This window comes from Streptomyces sp. NPDC051684 (genome assembly GCF_044453445.1).
Lineage (GTDB): Bacteria > Actinomycetota > Actinomycetes > Streptomycetales > Streptomycetaceae > Streptomyces.
On record NZ_JBITCS010000032.1, the window covers coordinates 15,676 to 38,187 of the forward strand.

A 22,512-nucleotide genomic window follows, 5' to 3' on the forward strand; every position below is an offset into this window, starting at 1 on the left:
CTTACGGTTCGGGGGTCGCCGTCGACGGGCCGCGGCGGTGCCGTGCGGCGCGGGCGGTGAACTCGGTGCTGCGCAGCACCCGTTGGACGTTGCCCCAGGTGAGCAGGGCGAGTTCGGCGTCGGTCCAGCCGCGGGTCTGGAGTTCCACGATCAGGGACGGGTAACCGGCGACGTCGGCGAGGCCCTCCGGGTGCGCGTCCCCGGTGTCGTACGTCCCGGACAGGCCCACCGACTCGGGGCCCGCGAGGCGGCGCACGTGGTCGATGTGGTCGGCCACGTCGCGCAGGGCCGGGCCGGTGCGGTCCGCCGAGCACGGCACCAGGCACAGCCCGCCGTGCTCGCCCAGGGCGCCGAGGAGTTCGTCCGGGGCGTTCTCCGGGTGGTGGTTCAGGGCGTGGGCGCCGGAGCGGGTCAGGGTGACCGGGGCCTTGGAGACGGCGAGGACGCGGGCGGCGGTCGCGGCCGAGGCGCCGGTGAGGTCGACGAGCAGGCCGAGCCGGTTCATCTCCCGTACGACCTCCTCGCCGAACCGGGTCAGGCCGTCGTCCGACGCCCAGGACGTGCCGCTCAGCGTGAGGGCGCGCAGGCCGAGGGCGTGCAGGGAGCGCAGCGCGCCGAGCGAGTCGGCGGCCGCCGAGGCCGGGGCGGGGCCGATGAGGACGGCGATACGGCCGTGGGCGCGGGCGTCGGCGGTGTCCGAGGCGGAGCGGGCGAGGCGGAGGTCCTCCGGGTGGCGGGACACGATGTTGGTGATCAGGTCGATCTGTTCCAGCGTCGAGGTGATCGGGGCGTCGGGGGCCACGTGCGGGGCCCAGAGCTGCGCGCCGGTGCCGCCCGCGTGCAGCCTCGGCAGGTCGGCCTCCACGGCGCTCTCGCCCAGTTCCAGGTCGTACCAGGGGAGGGTGCGCAGGACCTGCGGGAGGCCGCAGTATCCGTCGGCGACGGGGTGGCGGGCGAGGAGGGCGTGGGGTGGGGTGGGGGCGGGTGTGGTGGGTGCGTTGACCGTGTCGGCCGGGACGGGGCCTGTGGGTGCGGGTCTCGCGTGGTCGGAGGGGGCGTCCTCCTCGGCGGTGGGCCTGGTGGATTCCAGGTCACCGGCCTCGGCGGGAGCGCTGAGCTCGTCCTGTAGGTCTGCCATGGCAGGGCTCCGGACGTCGGTGGGACAGTCGTTCGGACCACCGTTGCACGGGGTGGGGGCGGGGTCTCGGCGAGCGGTGCCGTTCGGGTGGGCGGGGGTGCTGTTGGGCGGGGCCGGTGGGGTGGGGCCGTGTCGGGGTTCCGCCCCACTTCCACGTTGCGCGGCACCGGCGGGGGGCTTACCGGGGTTGCCGCCCCACGCCCGCGTTGCCCCGCGACGGGGTCCGGAGCCGTGCCGGGGCCGACGCCCCACACACCTCGATACGCGGCGCCGGCCCCCGCTCCACCCCTACCGATCCCCCGGTCATCTCCCACCCGCCCGCCCCCTCCGGGGGCTTCGGCCCCCGGGGCTGCACCGACATCGACGCCAACCGTGTCGGCTGCACGGCGCCGGGCCGGGGGGCGGAAGCGGGGTCGGCTCCCGTGGTCATGGGTGCGCGGCACCGGGGGCCGCCTTGCCCACCCTGCCGCCGCAGGCGGCAGATTGCCCAAGGCGGTGACGGCCGACCGCACGGGTGGGGAGGCGTGATCGGCGGACACCCCCAAGTCGGTTGCGGCCCACCGCCACGGGCGGGAAGCCGTAGTCGGCCAGTGGTCCGAGGCGGGGCGGGCTCGGCCGACACCGGTGGGCGGCGTGCCAAGGCGGCACCTTGCCCCAGGGCGGGGGCAGGGCTCAGTCGGCGCCAGTGGGTAGTCGAATCAGGCGGCGCGTCGCCCCAAGCAGGGCGCGGCTCGGCCGGCGCGGGTGGGCAGTGGCGGATGCCCCGGGCAGGGCAGGGCAGGGCAGGGCTCAGCCCGCACGGCTGGGCCGTCGGTCGCGCCTCGCGGCGGGTTGGCGCGAGGCGCGCCGGTCGTCGCCGGTGTGGTGCCGGGGCACGGGAGGCCGAAGCCCCCGGAGGGGGCGGGTGGGTGGGAGATGAGCGGAGGGGCGGAGGGAGAGGGAGATGGGCTCCGCGCGGGGAGGCAAAACCCGGGCGGGGGGCCGCGCCACCCGGTCGGCCGACGGGAGCCTCCGGTGGGCCGAACCCACCGGCAGGCCCCGCGGCGGAGCCGTACCGTGCCACCGGCCCCCGCAACCACCCCACCCGGTCCGGCGGAGCTACCCGTCCAGCCGGGACAGCGTCGCGTTCGACGGCCCCCGGCGACCCCGGAGGTCGGTGGACACCGATTCCGCGGCGTCGAGGACCCGGACCGCGTTGTGCCACGTCAGCTTGGCGAGGTCCGCGCGGGACCAGCCCCGGTCGAGGAGTTCGGCGATGAGGTTCGGGTAGCCCGAGACGTCGTCCAGGCCGTCCGGTGTGAACGCCGTGCCGTCGTAGTCGCCGCCGATGCCGATGTGGTCGATGCCGGCGACCTCGCGCATGTGGTCGAGGTGGTCCGCCACCGTCGAGACCGTGGCGACCGGCCGCGGCCGCGCCTCCTCGAAGGCACGGTGCAGCTTCATCGCCTCCGGGGACGTGTCCAGGTGGTGGTAGCCGTGGGCCCTCAAATTCTCGTCCGCCGCCGACGTCCAGTCGACCGCCGCCTGCAACACGAACTTGGGGACGAAGGTGGCCATCGCCACTCCCCCGTTCCCCGGCAGGCGTTCCAGCACGTCGTCCGGGATGTTGCGCGGGTGGTCGCACACCGCGCGGGAGGAGGAGTGGGAGAAGATCACGGGCGCTTCCGAGACGTCCAGCGCCGCCCGCATCGTCGTCGCCGCGACGTGCGACAGGTCGACGAGCATGCCTTCGCGGTTCATCTCCCTGACCACCTCGCGGCCGAAGGCCGAGAGACCACCGACGCCCGGCTCGTCCGTCGCCGAGTCCGCCCACGCGATGTTGTCGTTGTGGGTCAGGGTCATGTAGCGCACGCCCAGCGCGTACAGCGCGCGCAGCGTGGCGAGGGAGTTGTTGATCGAGTGGCCGCCCTCGGCGCCCTTCAGCGAGGCGATACGGCCTTCCGCCCGCGCCGCCTCCATGTCCGCCGCCGTCCGCGCCTCCCGCAGCTCACCCGCGTACCGGGCGATCAACTGGTCGACGCAGTCGATCTGTTCGAGGGTGGCGGAGACCGCCGCGTCGCCGGTGAGGTCCGTGCGGACGTAGACCGACCAGAACTGTGCGCCGACGCCGCCGGCCCTCAACCGCGCCAGGTCCGTGTGGAGATGGGCGCTCTGGTCGGTGGCGATGTCGCGCGCGTCGATGTCGTACGTGACCTGCTCGCGCAGCGCCCACGGCAGGTCGTTGTGTCCGTCGACGACGGGGAACTCGGCGAGCAGCGAACGGGCTTCCGCGAGCCCTGCGGACGAACTCATGCGCCCGCTCACTTCCCGAAGCCGAAGCCGGTGCCCGAGCCCTCGACCTTGGCCCGCAACCGCTTGCCCTTCTCGGTGGCCTGGTCGTTCAGCTCCTGCTGGAAGTCCTTCATCCGGCCGAGGAGTTCCTCGTCGTGCGCGGCCAGCATGCGCGCCGCGAGCAGGCCCGCGTTGCGCGCGCCGCCGACCGACACCGTGGCGACCGGGACGCCCGCCGGCATCTGCACGATGGAGAGCAAGGAGTCCATGCCGTCGAGGTACTTGAGCGGGACCGGGACACCGATCACCGGCAGCGGCGTCACCGACGCCAGCATGCCGGGCAGGTGGGCCGCGCCGCCCGCGCCCGCGATGATCGCCTTCAGGCCGCGCCCGGCGGCCTGCTCCCCGTAGGAGATCATCTCGTGCGGCATCCGGTGCGCGGAGACGACGTCGACCTCGTAGGGGATCTCGAACTCGTCGAGGGCCTTGGCCGCGGCCTCCATGACCGGCCAGTCGGAGTCCGAGCCCATCACGATGCCCACCACGGGGCTCGTTGCGGAAGTCATTCTGTGATCGTTCCTCGCAGGTAGCCGGCTGCGTGACGGGCGCGCTCCAACACGTCGTCCAGGTCGTCGCCGTAGGTGTTGACGTGACCGACCTTGCGGCCGGGCTTCACGTCCTTGCCGTACATGTGGATCTTGAGCTGCGGGTCGCGGGCCATGCAGTGCAGATACGCGCTGTACATGTCCGGGTAGTCGCCGCCGAGGACATTGCACATGACCGTCCACGTCGCGCGCGGGCGCGGGTCGCCGAGCGGCAGGTCGAGGACGGCGCGGACGTGGTTCGCGAACTGGGACGTGATCGCCCCGTCCTGCGTCCAGTGGCCGGAGTTGTGCGGGCGCATCGCGAGCTCGTTGACCAGGATGCGGCCGTCGCGGGTCTCGAAGAGCTCGACCGCGAGGTGGCCGACCACGCCGAGCTCCTGCGCGACGCGCAGCGCCAGCTCCTGCGCCTCGCCGGCCAGGGCCTCGTCCAGCTCGGGCGCGGGCGCGATCACCGTGTCGCAGACGCCGTCGACCTGCTGGGACTCGACGACGGGGTACGCGACGGCCTGGCCGTGCGGGGAGCGGACGACGTTGGCCGCCAGCTCCCGTACGAAGTCGACCTTCTCCTCGGCGAGGACCGGGACGCCCGCCTTGAACGGGTCCGCGGCGTCGGCCTCGGAGCGGACGAACCAGACGCCCTTGCCGTCGTAGCCGCCGCGCACCGTCTTGAGGATGACGGGGAAGCCCTCGCCCTCCTCGGCGAACGCGACCACGTCGGCCGGGTCCGTCACGATGCGGTGGCGCGGGCACGGCACGTCGAGCGACGTGAGCTTCGCGCGCATCTCGCCCTTGTCCTGGGCGTACAGCAGCGCGTCGGGACCGGGGCGGACGGGGATACCGTCCGCCTCCAGGGCCCGGAGGTGCTCTGTCGGTACGTGCTCGTGATCGAAGGTGATCACGTCGCAGCCGCGCGCGAACTCACGCAGCGTGTCCAGGTCGCGATGGTCGCCGACCACGACATCGCCGACGACCTGGGCCGCGGAGTCCTGCGGGGTGTCACTGAGGAGCTTGAACCTGATGCCGAGCGGGATGCCTGCCTCGTGTGTCATACGAGCGAGCTGTCCACCGCCGACCATGCCGACTACGGGGAACGTCACCGGTCCAGGGTATCGGCCATTTGACCGGATCCCGCACCCGCCTCTTCCTGTAGGAAAGGACAAGGGGAGGGCGAGGGGCGGGTGGGAAGGCCGCAGGGAGGGCGCATCGACGCCGTCCCCCGACGCCGGACGGGGCCCCCGGTTAGCATGGCTGGGTCGGTCATGACCGGACGACCGGCCCGGATCACGAAACGACGGGGGCTGAGGCGACCACCATGGGGATCACCGGACGTACCGGCCGCATCGGGGCACTGCGACAGCGGCTCGCGGGCATGGCCCGTGAGGTCGCGAAGTTCGGTGTCGTCGGCGCCCTGGGCGTCTTCGTGAACTTCGCCGTCTTCAACCTCATGCGGCACAGCACCGACCTCCAGGTGGTGCGGGCCAGCGTGATCGCGACGGTCGTCGCCATCGGCTTCAACTACGTGGGGTTCCGCTACTTCACGTATCGCGACCGCGACAAGAGCGGCCGCACCAAGGAACTCACGCTGTTCCTGCTGTTCAGCGCGGCGGGCCTGATCATCGAGAACGGGGTCCTGTACGCGGCGACGTACGGGTTCGGCTGGAACAGCTCGCTGCAGAGCAACATCTTCAAGTTCCTCGGCATGGGGCTCGCGACCCTGTTCCGGTTCTGGTCGTACCGGACGTGGGTGTTCAAGACGCTGCCCGCGCGGGAGGCCGTGGCCAGCGCGGAATCGTTCCTCGGCGAGTCGCCGTCGGCGCCGCCCGTCCGCAGCCGCTGAGCCGGGGGCCGGCGCCCGGGGGGGGCGTCACCTGACCATGTGCTCCTCGTCGCCGTCCGGCGTCTTCTTCAGCGGCGTACGGGAGAGGAACAGGCCGAAGACCGGCGGGCTGCTCTGGAGCATTTCGAGGCGGCCGCCGTCGGCCTCCGCCAGGTCGCGGGCGACGGCGAGGCCGATGCCCGTGGAATTGCGGCCGCTGATGGTCCGCTCGAAGATCCGCGAGCCCAGTTCCGCCGGGACGCCCGGCCCCTCGTCCGTGACCTCGACGATGGCCTGGCTGCCGGTGACCCGGGTGCGCAGGGCGACCGTGCCGCCACCGTGCATGAGCGAGTTCTCGATCAGCGCCGCCAGGACCTGGGCGACCGCGCCGGGCGTGCCGACGGCCGTGAGGTGGCGCTTGCCGGAGGAGACGATCGCGCGCCCGGCGCTGCGGTAGGCGGGCCGCCACTCCTCCAGCTGCTGCTTGAGCACCTCGTCCAGGTCGAAGGGGACGGCGGAGCCGGTCCGCGGGTCGCGGGAGTTCGTGAGCAGCCGCTCGACGACGTCGGTGAGCCGCTCGACCTGCGCGAGCGCGATCGTCGCCTCCTCCTTCACCTCGTCGAGGTCCTCGGTCATCGTGATCTCCTCCAGGCGCATGGAGAGCGCCGTGAGGGGCGTGCGCAGCTGGTGCGAGGCGTCGGCGGCCAGGCGGCGCTCGGCCGTCAGCATGCGGGCGATGCGCTCGGCCGAACCGTCGAGGACGTCCGCGACGCGGTCCAGCTCCGGGACGCCGTAGCGCTTGTGCCGGGGGCGCGGGTCGCCGGAGCCGAGGCGCTCCGCCGTGGAGGCGAGGTCCGTGAGCGGCGACGCGAGGCGGTTCGCCTGGCGTACGGCGAGGAGCACGGCCGCGACGATCGCGAGCAGGGCCACGCCCGCGATGATCAGGAGCGTGCGGCCGACCTCCGTGGTGACGGCCGACCTCGCCTCCTCGACGGTGACCTTCTCGCCCTGCTCACCCTTGGCCGTGTAGGAGATGACGTCGCCGACGGGTTCCTTGCCGATGGTGAGCGGCGCGCGGCCGGGCATGTCGATCTCGGCGTAGCGGTCCCCGGCGATCTGGTCCTGGAGGATGCTGCCCGTGATCTGTTCCTCGCCGAGGATTCTGCTGTCCACGATGGAGGCGAGGCGGACGGCCTCGGACTCCACGCGTTCCTGGGCGCTGTTGGTGATCGTTCGGGTCTCCACGATGACCAGGGAGACGCCGAAGACGGCGATCACTACCAGGACCACGGCGAGGGTGGAGTTGATCAGTCGGCGACGCATAGGTCTCAGTGTCCCGGATGGTTGCGCCGTACCGGCGTTACGGCCACGGGGCTCCGCCCCGGACCCCACGCCTCAATCGCCGGCGGGGCTTGATCAGCCCACCCGACTCAGCTCTTCTCGAAGCGGAAACCCACGCCCCGCACCGTGGCGATGTAGCGCGGGTTCGCCGCGTCGTCGCCGAGTTTCTTGCGGAGCCAGGAGATGTGCATGTCGAGGGTCTTCGTCGAGGACCACCACGTCGTGTCCCAGACCTCGCGCATCAGCTGGTCACGGGTGACCACGCGGCCCGCGTCCCGGACGAGGACCCGCAGGAGGTCGAACTCCTTGGCCGTGAGCTGGAGTTCCTCGTCGCCCATCCACGCGCGGTGGGACTCGACGTCGATACGGACGCCGTGCGTGGCCGGGGCCTGGACGGGCTCGGTGGCGCCGCGCCGGAGCAGGGCCCGGACCCGGGCGAGGAGTTCGGCGAGGCGGAAGGGCTTCGTCACGTAGTCGTCGGCGCCCGCGTCGAGGCCGACGACCGTGTCCACCTCGTCCGCGCGGGCGGTGAGGATCAGCACCGGCACCGTGTGCCCCTCGGCGCGCATCCTGCGGGCCACCTCGAGGCCGTCCATTCCCGGCAGTCCGAGGTCGAGCACGACGAGGTCGATGCTTCCCTGAAGTCCGGCGTCGAGGGCGGTGGGGCCGTCCTCGCGCACTTCCACCTCGTAACCCTCCCGGCGCAGGGCACGGGCCAGCGGCTCCGAGATGGACGCGTCGTCCTCGGCGAGCAGTACACGGGTCATGAGGCGATGGTAGTCCGCGGCGGACGACGCCCGTGGGGTGATCCGCCACTGCGGACCCTCCGGCTTAACGGAATTTTTGCCTCCGGCTTCGCGCCTTGCAGTGTCCGGGTGTCATCGTGGGGAACACCTTTGAAACAGCGCGGGCGGTTCCGTGAAGGCCTGTGATCCATCTCTCAAGTCCTTCCATATGCAGCTGAGTCGTTCGTAAGGTGATTCAACGCCTGATGCACTACTGGGGGACCTTTGGAGCGCACTGCGCACCCAAGGTCCCTTTCTTGTGCGAGCTGACGTCCGTCAGGCTTTTTCAGGAATGACCTGTGGTCGGGCCCCGCGTGTAAGGAAGCGCGCCGGGGTGTGGATCTCGGGCCCGCCGTAAACGGCGGGCTCCGGTGCCGGCCTCCCCCACGCGGGCGCCGACTCCCCACGAAGGTGCGGCGTCCCGAGCGAGCAAGGAACCCCCATGGCGTCCAGCCTGACGAAGGACACCACCGCGCCCGGCGCCGGTGAGAAGACCTTCCTTGGCCACCCTCGCGGCCTGGCCTTTCTGTTTCTGACGGAGATGTGGGAGCGGTACAGCTTCTACGGGATGCGCGCGCTTCTCGTGCTGTACCTGTCGGCCGGTGTGATCGACGGCGGTCTCGGCCTCGACGTCGCCACGGCGACCGCGATCTACTCCGTCTACAACGCCCTTGTGTACCTGCTCGCCCTGCCCGGCGGCTGGCTCGGTGACCGCGTATGGGGTCCCCGCAAGACGACCGCGGTGGGCGCCGTGATCATCATGGCCGGCCACTTCACGCTGGCGCTGCCGTGGGCCGGTTCGTTCTACCTCGGCCTCGGTCTGATCGCCGCCGGTTCCGGTCTGCTCAAGGCCAACATCTCGACGATGGTCGGCCACCTGTACCCGGAGAAGAACGACCCGCGTCGTGACGGCGGATTCTCGATCTTCTACATCGCGATCAACGTCGGCGCCTTCTTCGCGCCGCTGACGATCGGCACGGTCGGCCAGACGGTCAACTGGCACCTCGGCTTCGCGATGGCCGGTGTCGGCATGGCGCTCGGCCTGGTCTGCTTCCTGTTCGGTTACCGCTACCTCTCGGGCGAGTCCAACGTCGTCCCGTCGCCGATGAGCGACGACGAGAAGCGCGACCTCTGGAAGAAGAGCGCGATCTGGGCCGTCATCGCCGTCCTGTTCTACGCCGTCGCCGGTGCCGCCGGTGCGCTGACCGTGAACTGGATCCTGTGGCCGCTGACCATCCTCGGTCTGGTCCTGCCGGTCTGGTACCTGGTCAAGATGAAGCGCGACCGTGAGCTGTCGGGCACCGAGCAGTCCCGGGTCTCCGCGTACATCTGGTTCTTCATCGTGGCCGCCGTGTTCTGGGGCATCTTCGACCAGTCCGGCTCCACGCTGAACCTGTTCGCCGACAAGGACACCGCGAACACGCTGTTCGGCTTCGAGTTCCCGTCCAGCTGGTTCCAGTCGCTGAACTCGCTGTTCGTCATGGCGCTCGCGCCGGTCTTCGCCTGGCTGTGGCTGTGGCTCAACCGCCGCGGCAAGGAGCCCAGCTCCCTCTCGAAGTTCGCCAACGGCGTCTTCCTGATCGGCCTGTCCTTCTTCGTCATGATGCTCGCCCAGACCGCCGCCTCCGGCGACGCGAAGGTGACCCCGATGTGGCTGGTCATCGTCTACCTGATCCAGACCATCGGTGAGCTCACGCTCTCCCCGGTCGGCCTGTCCCTCACGACGAAGCTCGCGCCGGAGAAGTACGGCTCCCAGATGATGGGTGTCTGGTTCCTGGCCGTCACCGCCGGCGACTCGGTCATCGCCCTGCTCCAGCTGGTCGGCGCGCCGACCGGCAGCGAGTGGTGGTTCGCCGCACAGGGCGCCCTCGCCGTCCTCGCGGGTGTCGCGGTCTTCATGCTCCGCAAGAAGGTCAAGCCACTGATGGGCGGCGTGCACTAGCGCTCCGCTCGGCTACGCGCAGGGGTCCGGCCCGCACCGTTCGGTGCGGGCCGGACCCCTTTCGTGTGCGTCGGTACCGGTGTTGCGGTCGCGGCGCTCTGCCCCGGACCCCGCTGCTCAATCGCCGCAGGGGCTTGGAAAGGAGGCTTGGGAAGGCTACCGACGGACCACCCGCCGTGCCTTCGGCAGGAACGTGAACACCGCGCCGCCCAGGAGGATCACCGTGCCGGCCGCCAGGCCGAGGGCGCGGAGGGCGCCGTCGTTGGAGGAGCCGGTTTCAGCGAGGCCGCCGCCGCCCGCCGCCGCGGCCGCGCCACCGGCCGCCGAGCCGCCGGCCGCTGAGCCGCCGCCCGCCGCGCCGCCCTCCTGCTTCGACGTGTCGAGCTCCAGCGAGACCGGAGCCTTGCTGGGCGTGCAGGTCGTCGTCGTGCCCAGCGCCTTCACCGTGAGGACGCCCGGCGAGAGCGTCGACTTGCCGTCGGCGCCCGGCTTGTACGTGCCCGTGAGGTCCGGGATCTCGATCGGGTCGCCCGACTTGAAGGCCTTCTTGTTGGTCGGCCCCTCGACGGGGACGGTGCCCTTGTCGGAGCCGCCCAGCTTCACCTGCATCGACGGCTTCACCGAGTCGGCCGGGATGTCCGCGGGGCTGTCCATCACGGACTTCTTGAACTTCACCGTGAGGCCGAAGTTCCCGCCGTCCTTCTTGGCGTTGATCTGCACGGGCGACGTGGCCTTCTTGTCGCCGATGGGCGTCTTGCAGGCGTACGGGACGCTGACCTCCTTGCCCGTGAAGTCGCTCTGGCCGCCGCTGTCGCCGCCGGACGAGGAGCCACCGGAGCTGGACGACGAGCCGCCGGAGCCGGACGACGAGCCGCCCGAGCTGGAGGAGCCACCGGCGGAGCCACCACTCGACGTACCCGGCAGGCCGCCGATCGCCCCGCCGCCGGACGAGGAGCCGCCGCCCGACGAACCCCCGGCCCCCTCAAGGACCTTGATGACCGCGCCAGGATCCACGGTCTGCTTCGGAGAGCACTTGGTGTCCGTCGACACCGGCTTGCTGACGTTGATGTTGTACTTGTCCGGGGTCAGCTTCACCTCCCCCGGCTTCTCCAGCTTCAGCTTGCCCGTCATCGTGGACAGCTTCATCGGGCTGTTCTTGGGGATCGCCGGGTTCTCCCGCGGCCCCTGCATGGTGATGTCACCGGTCTGCGCCCCGGCCGCCTTGAGCGTGCCGGTGGGCTGGACCGTGTTCTCGCTGAGGTCGAGGACGTCCGGGTTCTTCGACGCGCCCTGGATGAACTTCCAGGTCACGTTCACCGTGTCGCCGACCTTCGCCGTGGCGGGCGCCGTGATCTGCGTGATCGTGGTGCCCTGCACCGGGTCGAGCCCGGAGATCGAGGGCGGTATGCACTCCGTCTTGTACGAGATGTCGGCGGCCTGCGCGGGGGCCGCCCCCACGAACAGCAGGCCTGCCCCACCGAGCATCAGGGCGACACCGGCCGCGCTCACTCTCCGTTGGGTGTTCACGTGTTTCCTTTCGTCGTCGGATGGTTCTCGGGCGGTGCGGAGAGTTGACCGGCCGCGGGCCGCTCCGGACCGGTGGGACCGGTGTCCGGGGTGAACCAGGGCAGGGTCGTGGTCTGTGTGGTGCTCGTCGGCGCGGTGGACGCGTCAGCGGGCGACGGCTGCTTGGGCTTCTGCTGCGGCAGCCGCACCTTCGGCAGCCGTACGGTGCGCCCGCCCGTCGCCCCGGCCCCCCTGGACCTGCCGGACCCGCTCGGCCTCGACCACCGGTCGCGCGGCCGTACGCGGTCCACGACCGCCATGCCGATCCGGAAGACGGCGGCCGGGACCACGACGCAGAGCAGGATCCAGAAGAGGGTGACACCCCAGGGGCGACCCACCCCCCAGGGCTGTTCGGCCAGCACCTTCCCGCCGTACTTGAGCGAGACGAGGTAGTCGCCGTGCGCGCCCGCCCCGAGCTCGACGGGCAGCTTGATCTGCGCCTTCTGTCCGGGCTTGATCGTGCCGCGCCACTGCTGGTCCTCCCATTGCGGCGCGAACACGCCGTGGGAGGTGCCGACTTGGAAGACCGGGTTCTTGACCGGCGTCGAGCCGACGTTGCCCACGGTGAACGTGAAGGACCGGGACGGCGGTGCGCCGAACCAGGTCAGCAGGCCGCTCGACCCTTCGAGCCGGGTGTCGGCCACCATGGACAGCTGCCCGCTGCCGGACGTCTTCGGCAGCGCCTTCACCGGGTGTCCCGCCACCTGGAACACGGCGTCCCCCTGCGCCTTCTGCCCGGTCACCGTGGCGACATGGACGACGCACGGGCACGGCTTCGGCGGCTCGGCGACCGGGAGCGACTTGCTGAACGCCCCCTTGGCGTCGGTGGTGACCGCGCGCCCCTCGGAGTTGGCGCAGGAGTTGGTGCCGCCGATGACGCCGCGCGACGGGCTCGACTGCCCGCAGATCAGCATCATCAGCAGCGTGTCGGGCCGCCAGCCCGCACCCTTCACGGTGATCGAACCCCCGGTCCCCGCCTGGGACTTGGAGAGGCTCACGGACGGCTTGTCGGCGGCGGAGGCGGTGGCCGCCCAGGGCGCGGTGCCCGCGAGCAGGCCGCCCACCAGGGCGAGGACGGTCAGCAGCCGCGAGGCACGGGCGCTGCTGCGGCGGCGGTTCATGGCGCACTCCTTACGTTCCCTTGTCGGCGGAGCAGTCGAAGCAGGTGCGGCGGCACGGGCCAGGAGGGCCGCCGGCGGCGCAGGTACCAGTAGGCGGCGCACCCCGCCCCCGCGAGCACGGCGAGGACCCCGCCGACTGCCGGCCACGGCACGAATCTGGCGCTCGCCGCGGCCGAGTCCGCCGCGCCGCCGCCCGCCGTGACCGTCACCTTCACGTCGACGGCGTCCAGCGCCGGGGCGTCCTTCCACGGTTCGGTGAGACTCACCCTGCGCCCCGGCAGCAGCTGCACCGGCAGGGCCCGGCTCCTGTCGAGGGCGGCCCCGAGCACCCCGTCCGCGTGCACCGCGAGGCGCGGCGACAGCGTCGTGTTGCCGCGGTTCACCACGTCGTACGCGATGGAGCCCTCGCGCACGCGGACGTTCTCGACCGTGAGGGCGGACAGCGTGGGGCCGCTGACCCGCAGATGGACGCTGACCCCGGAGTCGCGGCCGCCGGCCCGCGCCACGACCGCGCCGGGATGGTCCCCGGGCGTCGCGCCCGCGGGCACGGACACCGTGAAGGGGACCTCGGCGCGGGTGCGCGCGGGGATCTTCACCGACTCCTCGGCGAACCGGATCCAGGCCCCGGTGTCGGTCGCCTTCTTACGAACATCGAGCGAACCGTCGCCCTTGTTGTCGGCGTCGGCCCCACGCAGCGAGACCTTCAGCGGCTTGCCACTCGGGTTGCTCACCGCCACCTTGTCCTCCAGCACGGAGCCGGGAGTCCCCTCCGCGTAGATGTACGGCCGCCCGTCACCATCAGCGGGCCGGGTACCGCCACCGGCGGAGGGACTGATGGACCAGGTGGGAGCGGCGGCTGCTGGACCACCTGCCATGAGCGCCACAACAGCGGCGAGCAAGCACATGATCAAGCCCCTGCAGGGGGCACCTCCCAGCGGTAGCTGGGGGAGATTGAGCAGCGGGGCCCGGGGCAGGGCCCCGCGACCGCTACCCCGCGGGACCCCACCGACCAAAGACGAGCGCAACGTCATCGCGGCGACTCACGCCCCCTTAACGGGACGCCGCCTGATGCCGCCGGGTCAGCCACAGCACACCCGCCGCCCCGGCAAGAAGCACCGTCCCGCCCAGCGTGCCGAGCGCGATCGCCGAATCCTCGGGACCGGTCTGCGGCAGCTCCCCGCCGGAGGGCGCCGACGCCGACGACCCCGATCCGGAGTCCGAGGACCCGCCGCCGCCCGCCGCGCCCTTCACGTCCATCTCGAGGGAGGGCTTGGGGCTGTTGGACGGCGTACAGGTGGTGTTCGTGCCGAGCGCCTTGATGGTGAGGACGCCGGCGGTGAAGTTCACCTTGCCGCTCTTCTTGGGCGTGTACGTGCCCGTCAAGTCACTGATCTTGATCGGGGTGTTGGCGGGGATCGCCTTGTCGTTCGGCGGCCCGGTGGCCGTGAACTGGCCACTGTCCGCGCCGCCCACCTTGATCACCGCACTCGGGTGCATGGCGCCCTTGCCGAGCTCGACGGGGCTGGAGGAGACGCCCTTCTGGAAGGACATCGTGATCTTGTAGCCACTGCCGCTCTTGGCGCTCTTCATGTCGATCGGGGAGACGGCTCCCTTGTTCCCGATCGGCGTCTTGCACTGGTAGTTGACGTTCTGCACGGTGGCCGAGGCAGTGGGGGCGGCCATCAGCACCGCCGAGCCCGCCAGGGCCGCGCTGAGCGCGAACGCGGCGGTTCGCTTCTGGTACGTCCGGTACGTCACCTCGAAGTCCCTTCAAACCGAAGGTTACTGACGGTTCATCAGATCTGGGTGGCTCAAGGTACGCCCGGGGCCTTGCCGAGGGAAGACAAAGAGCACGCCGGATCGAAGTCGATCCGGCGTGCTCTCAGGAAGGCACGAAAGGCGGCTACGCGGGGGCGCCGACCTCCGCCCACACGACCTTGCCCGTGACGCCCGGGGTACGGACGACTCCCCAGTCGAGGCAGAGGCGTTGGACGATGAACATGCCGTGCCCTCCGGGACGGCCGACCCGGTGCGGGTTACGGGGAGCGGGTTGGCCCGCCCCGCGGTCCGTCACCTCGATGCGCAGCGCCTTGTTGGCCGGGGAGTCGCCGAAGTACAGGATGATCTCGTCGGGCCCCTCGGCGTGCAGGCACGCGTTCGTGACGAGTTCCGAGACGACGAGCAGCACGTCCTCCGCCGCGGCACGGCGGTCCGCGGTCGCCGCCGGCAGCCAGCCCCAGGCGTGCAGCGCTTCGCGGGTGAAGTCACGGGCGAGCGGCACGATTCCGCTCGCGCCGCTGAGGCTCAGCCTGCGGACCCGCGCCCCCGCGACGACCGGCACTTCACCGGACTCGGGGCCGTGGTCGCCCGGCGAGTAAGGCCGGGTGGTGCTCATCAGCACTTCACCTCACCGATTCACCAATTCAGCTTCAGGATTCAGGGTTCAGGGTCCGAGTGCCCACTGCCCGGCCAAGAAGTCCGGGTCGCGGATCGGAGTCGGAGGGTCGTCGAAGTCGCAGGGTCGGGGTCGTGTTCGGGGGGTCTCCTGCCCGAGGGAACGACGGAAACACCCACTTGTTCAGAACGGCTCCTGTGACGCTGGTAACGCCTCGATCACACAGAGACAACTGGAGCGTAACTTCTGCTGTCGGCCACAGCACGCAGCCGCCCGGTGCCGGTCAGTCGCCGGAGGGGTCGGGCGCGAGGGCCTCGTCGAGCGACGCGTGCACCGTGAAGACGGCCTCCGCACCGGTGATCTCGAACACCCTGGCAACCACCGGAAGCATGCCCGCGAGGTGCACTCCACCACCGGCCGCCTCGGCCTTGAGACGGGCCCCGAGCAGCACGTTCAACCCGGTCGAATCGCAGAATTCGAGGCGGGAACAGTCGATCACCAGCCGGGAATGTCCGTTGCTGAGGCATTCATCCAGGGGGTCGCGCAGCAGATCGGCCGTATGGTGATCCAGCTCACCGGCCGGGGTCACGACGGCGCTTGAGCCCTCTTGTCGCACCTCGACCAGAAGCCGGCCCCGATGCGCACTGCCGACTGTCCCGCGGTCCATGACGTCTCTCTCTCGCTGCCTTCGACGTGCCGATTGACGCCCTCGAACACTACGCCCTCTGGCTGTGCATCGACACCCGAACAACCTCTAGAATTCGGACATTTCGCCGCAATACGCACTTGCGGCCCGGTGTGGAAAACGGGTAGGCCTAGTAAGGACAACATTCGACCACGGCCGGCTTTGGAGGCGCCGCACTAAGAAGCAGTGCACGCATTGGCATCGGCAGCCATATGCCGAGAACGCATGGAGGACATCATGTCAGCCCGGCTCGACGAATCGCATACTGACCAGGCGACGTCGACACTCCCCCCGGAAACTCATGTCGACGTCGAGACCGAGGGCCTTGAGGGCCTTGAAGGCCTCCCGGAGATCCCCCCGTACGACGAGGTGGGACCGCTCGACGCCCGAGCCCTCTCCAAGACCCTGTTCGAGCGGCTCGAGTCCCTCGAAGAGGGCACGCACGAATACTCGTATGTCCGCAACACGCTGGTCGAACTGAACCTGGCTCTGGTCAAGTTCGCGGCCTCCCGGTTCCGCTCGCGCAGCGAACCGATGGAGGACATCATCCAGGTCGGCACCATCGGCCTGATCAAGGCGATCGACCGGTTCGAGCTGAGCCGCGGTGTCGAGTTCCCGACCTTCGCGATGCCGACCATCGTCGGCGAGATCAAGCGCTTCTTCCGCGACACCTCCTGGTCGGTGCGCGTACCGCGCCGTCTCCAGGAACTCCGTCTCGACCTTGCCAAGGCGGGCGACGAACTCGCCCAGCAGCTCGATCGCGCCCCCACGGTGGGCGAGCTCGCCGAACGCCTGGGCCTGTCGAAGGACGAGGTCGTCGAGGGCATGGCGGCGTCCAACGCCTACACCGCCAGCTCGCTCGACGCACAGCCCGAGGAGGACGACTCCGAGGGTGCGCTCGCGGACCGCATCGGCTACGAGGACCACGGACTCGAGGGCATCGAGTACGTCGAGTCCCTGAAGCCGCTGATCGCCGATCTCCCCCCGCGCGACCGCAAGATCCTCTCGTTGCGCTTCGTCGCCAACATGACGCAGTCCGAGATCGGTGAGGAACTGGGCATCTCGCAGATGCACGTGTCGCGGCTGCTTTCGCGCACGCTGGTGCGCCTGCGCAAGGGTCTGACGCTCGAGGAGTAATCGCTCGGACCCGCAACACCCGCAACACCCGCATCACCCGCAACACCTGTAACGCCCTGTCACGTCGAGGGGGCCGACCGTAAGCACGGTCGGCCCCCTCGGTGTTTTCGCGCCAACTCCCGCCTCCAGGCACCCCGTTACCGAGAGAAACACCTTTCCGTACCCCCTCCCCTGCACCACTATGAGCACCCATCTGGGCCCCGGTGACAGGAGGACACGGTGTCTGCGAACGGCGGCGCCCATGCCACGGCGCCCGACCACCGGCTCGTCGCCCTGCTGCGGGCCGACACCGCGACCGCGTACCCGGCGCTCGGCGAGCTGCGCGGCAGGCACCGGCACGCGCTCCTCGCCTACGCACGGGTGTGCGCCGGCGACCCGGACACCGCGCGGCAGTTGGGCGCGCAGGCCTTCGCCCGCGCCGCACGCGAGGTCGCGCGCGGCGCCGAACCGCGCGGCTCCTGGCGCCACCACGCGCTGCTGCTGGTCCACCGCACCGCGGTCGAGTGGGCGGCCGACGAGCGCCGCGCGCGCCTCGCTCCCGGCCTCCTGGGCGCCCTCGGCGCTCCTGACGCCCACCGCCCGCCGGCGCTGCTCGCCGCCTTCCATACGCTGCCGCCGCGCACCCAGACCCTGCTGTGGCACTCCGTGGTGGACGGGGACTCGGACGCCGCCACCGGCATCGTCACCGGCGCGCCCGCACGGGAGGTGGCGCAGGCGCGGGGCGCGGCGCTCGATGCCCTACGCGGCGCCTGCCTCGCCGCGCGGCAGGGCACGCACTGCCGGGCCTACGGGCGTCTCATCGAGGGAGCCACGAGACCCGGCCGCCCGCGCGGCACCGCCGACCTGGACGCGCACCTCGCCCGCTGCCCGAGCTGCACCGCCGCGTACCTGGAGCTGACGGCCCTGCGGGACGACCCGCGGCGCGCGCTCGCGGAGGGGCTGCTGCCGTGGGGCGGCACGGACTACCTGCTGACCGACGCGCCCGCCACGGCGCCGACGGTCCCGGCTCCTGCGGCGCGGGCCGCCGCCCCGCGCCGTCACCGCGCGAAGCCGCCGACGAGGGCCGACCGCCGGAAGGCGCCCCGGCGCCGCACGCCCGTGCGCGCGACTCCGACGGGCTTCGCGCTCGCCTCGGCGGCGGTCGGGGTGGCGCTCGTACCGCTGCTGATCCTGACGCTGACGGAGGGCCGCCCCGATCTGTCGGCGGTGGGTCAGGGGATGGGTGCCACGCCGTCGACGCCGCCGCCGGTCCGGGTGACGGTCACGGCGACGACGACGGCCACCACGACGACCACGTCGACCGCCACCGCGACGACGACCGCGCGCAGCACGGAGACGGTCACGGTGCCGCCGCCCTCACGGGCCACGCCGAGCGCGAAGCCGTCCGCGTCCGCCCACGAGCCGAAGCCGCCGCGCTTCCGCGCGCCCGGCGAGGACTACGCGGAGGTGGTCGACGTCGCCTCCGGCCGGTGCCTGGACGTCTCCCGCACGCCCTTGGCGGACGGCGACGACGTCGTGGCCGTGCAGTGCGACCGCACGGGCAGCCAGCAGTGGCGCGTGGACGCGTCCCGCGGCGTCGTGCAGTCCGCGGCCAACCCCGACTTCTGCCTGGACAACCGCGGCGACACCGACCGCACGATCGGCCTGTGGCACTGCGCGGCCGTCGACGACGACACCCACGGGGCGAACCTGGCCTTCTCCGTGCACGGCGACGGCTCGATCCGCCCCGGCACGGACTGGAAGGCCGCCGTCACTCCGCTCGATGACGGGTCCTTCCGCCTCGGGCAGCGCAAGTTCCACGGTGGGGACGACACACAGCGGTGGCGGGCGGGCCGGAGCCTGTAACCGCCGCGCCGGCTCAGGCGGCTCGCTCGCCGCGGCGCCACACCTCCGAGACCAGCGGGACGCCCGGGCGGTACGCGAAGTGGACGTGGCTCGGGGCGTCCAGGAAGGTCAGGTCGGCGCGGGCGCCCGGCGAGAGGTGGCCGACGTCCGTGCGGCGCAGGGCCTTGGCGCCGCCCGCCGTCGCCGACCAGAGGGCCTCGTCGGGGGTCATGCCCATGTCCCGTACGGCCAGGGCGATGCAGAAGGGCACCGAGGACGTGTAGGACGAGCCCGGGTTGCAGTCCGTCGACAGGGCCACCGTCGCGCCCGCGTCGATCAGGCGGCGGGCGTTCGGCCACTCGGCGCGGGTGGAGAACTCGGCGCCGGGGAGGAGGGTGGCCACTGTGTTGCCCTGCGCCAGCGCGTCCACGTCCGCGTCCGTGAGGTGCGTGCAGTGGTCGGCCGAGGCCGCGTCCACCTCGACCGCGAGCTGGACACCGGGGCCGTACGACAGCTGGTTCGCGTGGATGCGGGGCAGCAGGCCCTTGGCCTTGCCCGCCGTGAGGATCGCGCGGGCCTGGTCGCCGTCGAAGGCGCCCTTCTCGCAGAAGACGTCGACCCAGCGGGCGTGCGGGGCGCAGGCGTCCAGCATCTCGCCGGTGACCAGGTCCACGTACGCCGCCGGGTCCTCCGCGTAGTCCGGGGACACGATGTGGGCGCCGAGGTACGTGACCTCGTCGGTGTGGGCCGCCGCGATGCGCAGGGCGCGTTCCTCGTCCTGGACGGTGAGGCCGTAGCCGGACTTCGTCTCGAACGTGGTCGTGCCCTGGCGGAGGGCCTCGGCGAGGTGCTGCTTGAGGTTCGCTTCCAGGGCGTCGTCCGTGGCCGCACGGGTCGCCGCGACCGTGGTGCGGATGCCGCCCGCGGAGTAGCTCTGGCCCGACATGCGAGCGTTGAACTCGGCGGTGCGGTCGCCCGCGAAGACGAGGTGGGAGTGGGAGTCGACGAAGCCGGGGATGACGGCGCGGCCCGCCGCGTCGTGGGTGGTGTCGGCCGCGGGGGCCTTGGCCGTCGGGCCCGCCCAGGCGATCTTGTCGTTCTCGATGACCAGGGCGGCGTTGTGGATCTGGCCGAGGGGGCCCTCGCCGATGGTCGGGTCGTTCGTGACCAGGGTGCCGATGTTGGTGATGGCCGTCGTGCGGTTCGTCATGGGTCCTCTCCGTGGGCGGGTGGGAACTCTTCTCCCCAACCCGCCCCTTCCCGAAAGTTGGCGCTTCGCGCCCGTGGTTGAGGTCGCGGGGCTCTGCCCCGGGCCCCGCGCCTCAATCGCCGGCGGGGCTTGTTATTGGTGCAGTGCGCTGATCGCTTCCGTCAGGGCGCCCGCCACGTCGCCCACCCGGACGTGTTCGCCGTCGCGGACCGTCACCCGGCCGCCCGTCACCACGTCGGAGACGTCCGCCGCGGTCGCCGCGAAGACGGCCGTCTCCGCGCCGAAGCGGGGTTCGGGGCCCGCCGTGCGGACGGAGTCGAGGCGGATCGTGACCAGGTCCGCGACCGCGCCCGGCTCGATGACGCCCGCGTCGTCCCAGCCGAGGGAGGCGTGGCCGTCGGCGGAGGCCGCGCGGAGCAGGGCCGCCGCCGTCCAGTGGCCGCGGGTGCGGGACCGCAGGCGTTCGTTCAGCTCCATCGCGCGCGCCTCCTCGAAGAGGTCGATCACCGCGTGGCTGTCGGAGCCCAGGGAGAGCGGGGAGCCCGCCGCCTGGAGGCGCGGCGCCGGGCCGATGCCGTCGGCCAGGTCGCGCTCGGTGGTCGGGCACATGCACGTTCCCGTGCCCGAGCCGCCGAGGAGCGCGATGTCGGCGTCCGTGAGGTGCGTGTTGTGCACACCCGTCGTGCGGGCGCTCAACACACCGTTGTCCGAGAGGAGTTGGGTCGGCGTGCAGCCGTGCGCCGCCTGGCACGCGTCGTTCTCCGCCGTCTGCTCGGAGAGGTGCACGTGGAGGGGCGCGCTGCGGGCCGACGCCCACTCGGCGACCGTCGACAGCTGCGCCGCCGGGACCGCGCGCACGGAGTGCACCGCCGCGCCGATCCGTACGCCGGGCCGCTCCTTGAGCAGCGACGCCCGCTCGGCCCACGCCTCGGCGGTGCCGTCACTGAACCGCTGCTGGTGGTGGTCCGGCGCCTTGCCGAAGCCGGAGGACAGGTACGCCGTGTCGAGCAGCGTGATCCGGATGCCGGCCTCGTCCGCCGCCGCGATCAGCGCCTCGCCCATCGCGTTCGGGTCGGCGTACGGGGTGCCGCCGGGGGCGTGGTGGAGGTAGTGGAACTCGCCCACCGCCGTGATGCCCGCGAGCGCCATCTCGGCGTACACCGCCCGCGCCAGCGCGTGGTACGAGTCCGGGGTGAGGCGGTCGGCCACCGAGTACATGACCTCGCGCCACGTCCAGAACGTCCCCGAACCGACCTGCACGGTCGAGCGGAGCGCCCGGTGGAAGGCGTGGCTGTGGGCGTTGGCGAGGCCGGGGACGGTCAGTCCGCGCAGCGCGGTCGCGCCGGGCGGGGGCGTCGCGACGCCCGTGCGGACCGCCGTGAAGCGGCCCTCGTCCGACACGTCCACGGCCACGCCTGGCTCGACATGCGTGCCGAGCCAGGCGTGTTCCAACCAGTACGTCGTCGTCACTTGCAGGCCAGCCCTTCCAGTACGTCGGCCAGTGCGCGCACCCCTTCCAGGCAGTCGTCCTCGGCCGCGGACTCGGCCGGGGAGTGCGAGACGCCCGTCGGGTTGCGTACGAACAGCATGGCGGTGGGGATCGACTGGGCGAGGATTCCCGCGTCGTGTCCCGCTCCCGTTCCGAGCACGGGGACCTTCAGGTCGGTGTCCCTGCCGAGGATGCGGCCGAGCTCGTCGCGCAGCGCGTCGTCGAACTCGACGATCGGCGTGAACGACTCACGGGTCAGCGACACATCGATGCCGTGCGCCTCCGCGTACTCGCGGGCCGCCTTCTCGACGCCGTTGACCGTCGCGTCCAGGGACTCCTGGTCGGCGGCGCGGGAGTCGAGCCAGCCCCGTACGAGGGAGGGGATCGCATTGACGCCGTTCGGCTCGACGGAGATCTTGCCGAACGTGGCGACCGCGCCCGCGAGTTGGGACTCGCGGCGGGCCGCGAGGACCGTCTCCGCGTAGGACAGCATCGGGTCGCGGCGGTCGACCAGGCGGGTCGTGCCCGCGTGGTTGGCCTCGCCCCGGAAGTCGAAGCGCCAGCGGCCGTGCGGCCAGATGGAGCTCGCGATGCCGATGGCGTCGCCGGACAGGTCCAGGGCCCTGCCCTGTTCCACGTGCAGCTCGATGAACGCGCCGATGCGGTCGAGGCGTTCGCGGTCGGCGCCGATCGCGTCCGGGTCGTAGCCCGCACGCTCCATCGCCCTGGGGAGGGTGATGCCGTCGGCGTCCGTGAGCTTGTGGGCCGCCTCGGGGGTGAGGACGCCCGCGGTGAGGCGGGAGCCGACGCAGGCGAGGCCGAAGCGGGCGCCTTCCTCGTCGCCGAAGTTGGTGATCGCGAGCGGCTTGGTGAACTCCGCTCCCCTCCGGCGGAGTTCGTCGAGCGCCGCGAAGGAGGAGACGACGCCGAGGGGGCCGTCGAAGGCGCCGCCGTCGGGGACGGAGTCCAGGTGGGAGCCGGTGACGACGGCGTCGCCGGCTTCCGGGTCGCCGAGCCAGGCCCACTGGTTGCCGTTGCGGTCCAGTTCGTAGGTCAGTCCGCGGGATTCGGCCTGCGCCTTGAACCAGGTGCGGCAGTCGGCGTCGGCGCCGGTCCAGGCGTGGCGGCGGTATCCGCCGCTCTCCCGGTTCCGGCCGATGGGGAGCAGGTCGCGCCACATCTCCGTG

At 71.7% G+C, this 22,512-nt stretch carries 19 protein-coding genes; 4 read left to right on the forward strand and 15 right to left on the reverse strand.

All coding sequences use genetic code 11. The features are described 5' to 3' along the window. Position 1 precedes the first annotated feature (1 nt). The 4 genes from ACIA8D_RS31255 to ACIA8D_RS31270 form a co-directional block, all read right to left on the reverse strand. Positions 2 to 1,138: a dipeptidase gene (locus tag ACIA8D_RS31255; RefSeq protein ID WP_399237499.1), complete on the reverse strand. Its 1,137-nt coding sequence runs from the start codon at positions 1,136 to 1,138 to the stop codon at positions 2 to 4. A gap of 1,098 nt (positions 1,139 to 2,236) precedes the next feature. Further along, positions 2,237 to 3,430: a dipeptidase gene (locus ACIA8D_RS31260; protein WP_399237500.1), complete on the reverse strand. Its 1,194-nt coding sequence runs from the start codon at positions 3,428 to 3,430 to the stop codon at positions 2,237 to 2,239. Between the two features lie 8 nt (positions 3,431 to 3,438). Continuing rightward, complete coding sequence (gene purE, locus ACIA8D_RS31265; RefSeq protein ID WP_399237502.1) at positions 3,439 to 3,975, reverse strand: 5-(carboxyamino)imidazole ribonucleotide mutase; 537 nt, start codon at positions 3,973 to 3,975, stop codon at positions 3,439 to 3,441. Next, complete coding sequence (locus ACIA8D_RS31270; protein WP_399237503.1) at positions 3,972 to 5,174, reverse strand: 5-(carboxyamino)imidazole ribonucleotide synthase; 1,203 nt, start codon at positions 5,172 to 5,174, stop codon at positions 3,972 to 3,974. Before ACIA8D_RS31270 ends, purE begins: the two co-directional genes overlap by 4 nt. Before the next feature lie 152 nt (positions 5,175 to 5,326). Here ACIA8D_RS31270 and ACIA8D_RS31275 point away from each other — a divergent pair, with 152 nt between their 5' ends. Next, positions 5,327 to 5,851: a GtrA family protein gene (locus ACIA8D_RS31275; RefSeq protein WP_399237504.1), complete on the forward strand. Its 525-nt coding sequence runs from the start codon at positions 5,327 to 5,329 to the stop codon at positions 5,849 to 5,851. 27 nt (positions 5,852 to 5,878) lie between these two features. Here the strand turns inward: ACIA8D_RS31275 and ACIA8D_RS31280 are convergent, their stop codons facing one another. Together ACIA8D_RS31280 and ACIA8D_RS31285 are read right to left on the reverse strand one after the other, a co-directional pair. After that, positions 5,879 to 7,153: an ATP-binding protein gene (locus tag ACIA8D_RS31280; protein WP_399237505.1), complete on the reverse strand. Its 1,275-nt coding sequence runs from the start codon at positions 7,151 to 7,153 to the stop codon at positions 5,879 to 5,881. A 107-nt stretch (positions 7,154 to 7,260) separates the two neighbouring features. After that, positions 7,261 to 7,938, reverse strand: coding sequence for a response regulator transcription factor (locus tag ACIA8D_RS31285; protein WP_399237506.1), 678 nt, complete (start codon positions 7,936 to 7,938; stop codon positions 7,261 to 7,263). A gap of 460 nt (positions 7,939 to 8,398) precedes the next feature. Here ACIA8D_RS31285 and ACIA8D_RS31290 point away from each other — a divergent pair, with 460 nt between their 5' ends. Further along, positions 8,399 to 9,898: a peptide MFS transporter gene (locus tag ACIA8D_RS31290; protein WP_399237507.1), complete on the forward strand. Its 1,500-nt coding sequence runs from the start codon at positions 8,399 to 8,401 to the stop codon at positions 9,896 to 9,898. 156 nt (positions 9,899 to 10,054) lie between these two features. Here the strand turns inward: ACIA8D_RS31290 and ACIA8D_RS31295 are convergent, their stop codons facing one another. The 6 genes from ACIA8D_RS31295 to ACIA8D_RS31320 form a co-directional block, all read right to left on the reverse strand. Beyond that, the gene (locus ACIA8D_RS31295) at positions 10,055 to 11,383 is read right to left on the reverse strand and encodes a hypothetical protein (protein ID WP_399237567.1); all 1,329 of its coding nucleotides are present in this window, start codon (positions 11,381 to 11,383) and stop codon (positions 10,055 to 10,057) included. A gap of 38 nt (positions 11,384 to 11,421) precedes the next feature. Then, the gene (locus tag ACIA8D_RS31300; RefSeq protein ID WP_399237508.1) at positions 11,422 to 12,585 is read right to left on the reverse strand and encodes a hypothetical protein; all 1,164 of its coding nucleotides are present in this window, start codon (positions 12,583 to 12,585) and stop codon (positions 11,422 to 11,424) included. Then, entirely contained in the window at positions 12,582 to 13,460 is an 879-nt protein-coding gene (locus ACIA8D_RS31305; protein WP_399237509.1) for a hypothetical protein, read from the reverse strand. Before ACIA8D_RS31305 ends, ACIA8D_RS31300 begins: the two co-directional genes overlap by 4 nt. A 175-nt stretch (positions 13,461 to 13,635) precedes the next feature. Then, the gene (locus ACIA8D_RS31310; RefSeq protein WP_399237510.1) at positions 13,636 to 14,343 is read right to left on the reverse strand and encodes an LPXTG cell wall anchor domain-containing protein; all 708 of its coding nucleotides are present in this window, start codon (positions 14,341 to 14,343) and stop codon (positions 13,636 to 13,638) included. A gap of 145 nt (positions 14,344 to 14,488) precedes the next feature. Then, complete coding sequence (locus ACIA8D_RS31315; protein ID WP_399237511.1) at positions 14,489 to 14,980, reverse strand: ATP-binding protein; 492 nt, start codon at positions 14,978 to 14,980, stop codon at positions 14,489 to 14,491. A 283-nt stretch (positions 14,981 to 15,263) separates the two neighbouring features. Continuing rightward, on the reverse strand, positions 15,264 to 15,647 hold the full coding sequence (locus ACIA8D_RS31320; protein WP_399237512.1) for an STAS domain-containing protein: 384 nt from the start codon (positions 15,645 to 15,647) through the stop codon (positions 15,264 to 15,266). A 243-nt stretch (positions 15,648 to 15,890) separates the two neighbouring features. On the opposite strand from ACIA8D_RS31320, the gene ACIA8D_RS31325 reads away from it, so the two are divergent. Both ACIA8D_RS31325 and ACIA8D_RS31330 read left to right on the forward strand, forming a co-directional pair. After that, positions 15,891 to 16,802, forward strand: a complete 912-nt coding sequence (locus ACIA8D_RS31325; protein ID WP_399237513.1) for an RNA polymerase sigma factor SigF — start codon at positions 15,891 to 15,893, stop codon at positions 16,800 to 16,802. 219 nt (positions 16,803 to 17,021) lie between these two features. Continuing rightward, entirely contained in the window at positions 17,022 to 18,647 is a 1,626-nt protein-coding gene (locus tag ACIA8D_RS31330; RefSeq protein WP_399237514.1) for a ricin-type beta-trefoil lectin domain protein, read from the forward strand. A 13-nt stretch (positions 18,648 to 18,660) separates the two neighbouring features. On the opposite strand, the gene hutI is transcribed toward ACIA8D_RS31330, so the two are convergent. The 3 genes from hutI to ACIA8D_RS31345 form a co-directional block, all read right to left on the reverse strand. After that, complete coding sequence (hutI, locus tag ACIA8D_RS31335) at positions 18,661 to 19,836, reverse strand: imidazolonepropionase (protein ID WP_399237515.1); 1,176 nt, start codon at positions 19,834 to 19,836, stop codon at positions 18,661 to 18,663. Positions 19,837 to 19,968: 132 nt separating this feature from the next. Then, positions 19,969 to 21,306, reverse strand: coding sequence for a formimidoylglutamate deiminase (locus ACIA8D_RS31340; RefSeq protein WP_399237516.1), 1,338 nt, complete (start codon positions 21,304 to 21,306; stop codon positions 19,969 to 19,971). Beyond that, positions 21,303 to 22,505, reverse strand: a complete 1,203-nt coding sequence (locus ACIA8D_RS31345) for an allantoate amidohydrolase (RefSeq protein ID WP_399237568.1) — start codon at positions 22,503 to 22,505, stop codon at positions 21,303 to 21,305. The genes ACIA8D_RS31340 and ACIA8D_RS31345 overlap by 4 nt, the downstream gene beginning before the upstream one ends. Between the last annotated feature and the right edge of the window lie 7 nt (positions 22,506 to 22,512).

Coding starts and splice junctions, on each gene's coding strand:
- ACIA8D_RS31255 (WP_399237499.1), bottom strand. CDS start 1,138: ATGGCAGACCTACAGGACGAGCTCAGCGCTCCCGCCGAGGCCGGTGAC.
- ACIA8D_RS31260 (WP_399237500.1), bottom strand. CDS start 3,430: ATGAGTTCGTCCGCAGGGCTCGCGGAAGCCCGTTCGCTGCTCGCCGAG.
- purE (WP_399237502.1), bottom strand. CDS start 3,975: ATGACTTCCGCAACGAGCCCCGTGGTGGGCATCGTGATGGGCTCGGAC.
- ACIA8D_RS31275 (WP_399237504.1), top strand. CDS start 5,327: ATGGGGATCACCGGACGTACCGGCCGCATCGGGGCACTGCGACAGCGG.
- ACIA8D_RS31280 (WP_399237505.1), bottom strand. CDS start 7,153: ATGCGTCGCCGACTGATCAACTCCACCCTCGCCGTGGTCCTGGTAGTG.
- ACIA8D_RS31285 (WP_399237506.1), bottom strand. CDS start 7,938: ATGACCCGTGTACTGCTCGCCGAGGACGACGCGTCCATCTCGGAGCCG.
- ACIA8D_RS31290 (WP_399237507.1), top strand. CDS start 8,399: ATGGCGTCCAGCCTGACGAAGGACACCACCGCGCCCGGCGCCGGTGAG.
- ACIA8D_RS31295 (WP_399237567.1), bottom strand. CDS start 11,383: ATGCTCGGTGGGGCAGGCCTGCTGTTCGTGGGGGCGGCCCCCGCGCAG.
- ACIA8D_RS31300 (WP_399237508.1), bottom strand. CDS start 12,585: ATGAACCGCCGCCGCAGCAGCGCCCGTGCCTCGCGGCTGCTGACCGTC.
- ACIA8D_RS31305 (WP_399237509.1), bottom strand. CDS start 13,460: ATGGCAGGTGGTCCAGCAGCCGCCGCTCCCACCTGGTCCATCAGTCCC.
- ACIA8D_RS31315 (WP_399237511.1), bottom strand. CDS start 14,980: ATGAGCACCACCCGGCCTTACTCGCCGGGCGACCACGGCCCCGAGTCC.
- ACIA8D_RS31320 (WP_399237512.1), bottom strand. CDS start 15,647: ATGGACCGCGGGACAGTCGGCAGTGCGCATCGGGGCCGGCTTCTGGTC.
- ACIA8D_RS31325 (WP_399237513.1), top strand. CDS start 15,891: ATGGAGGACATCATGTCAGCCCGGCTCGACGAATCGCATACTGACCAG.
- hutI (WP_399237515.1), bottom strand. CDS start 19,836: ATGACGAACCGCACGACGGCCATCACCAACATCGGCACCCTGGTCACG.
- ACIA8D_RS31345 (WP_399237568.1), bottom strand. CDS start 22,505: ATGTGGCGCGACCTGCTCCCCATCGGCCGGAACCGGGAGAGCGGCGGA.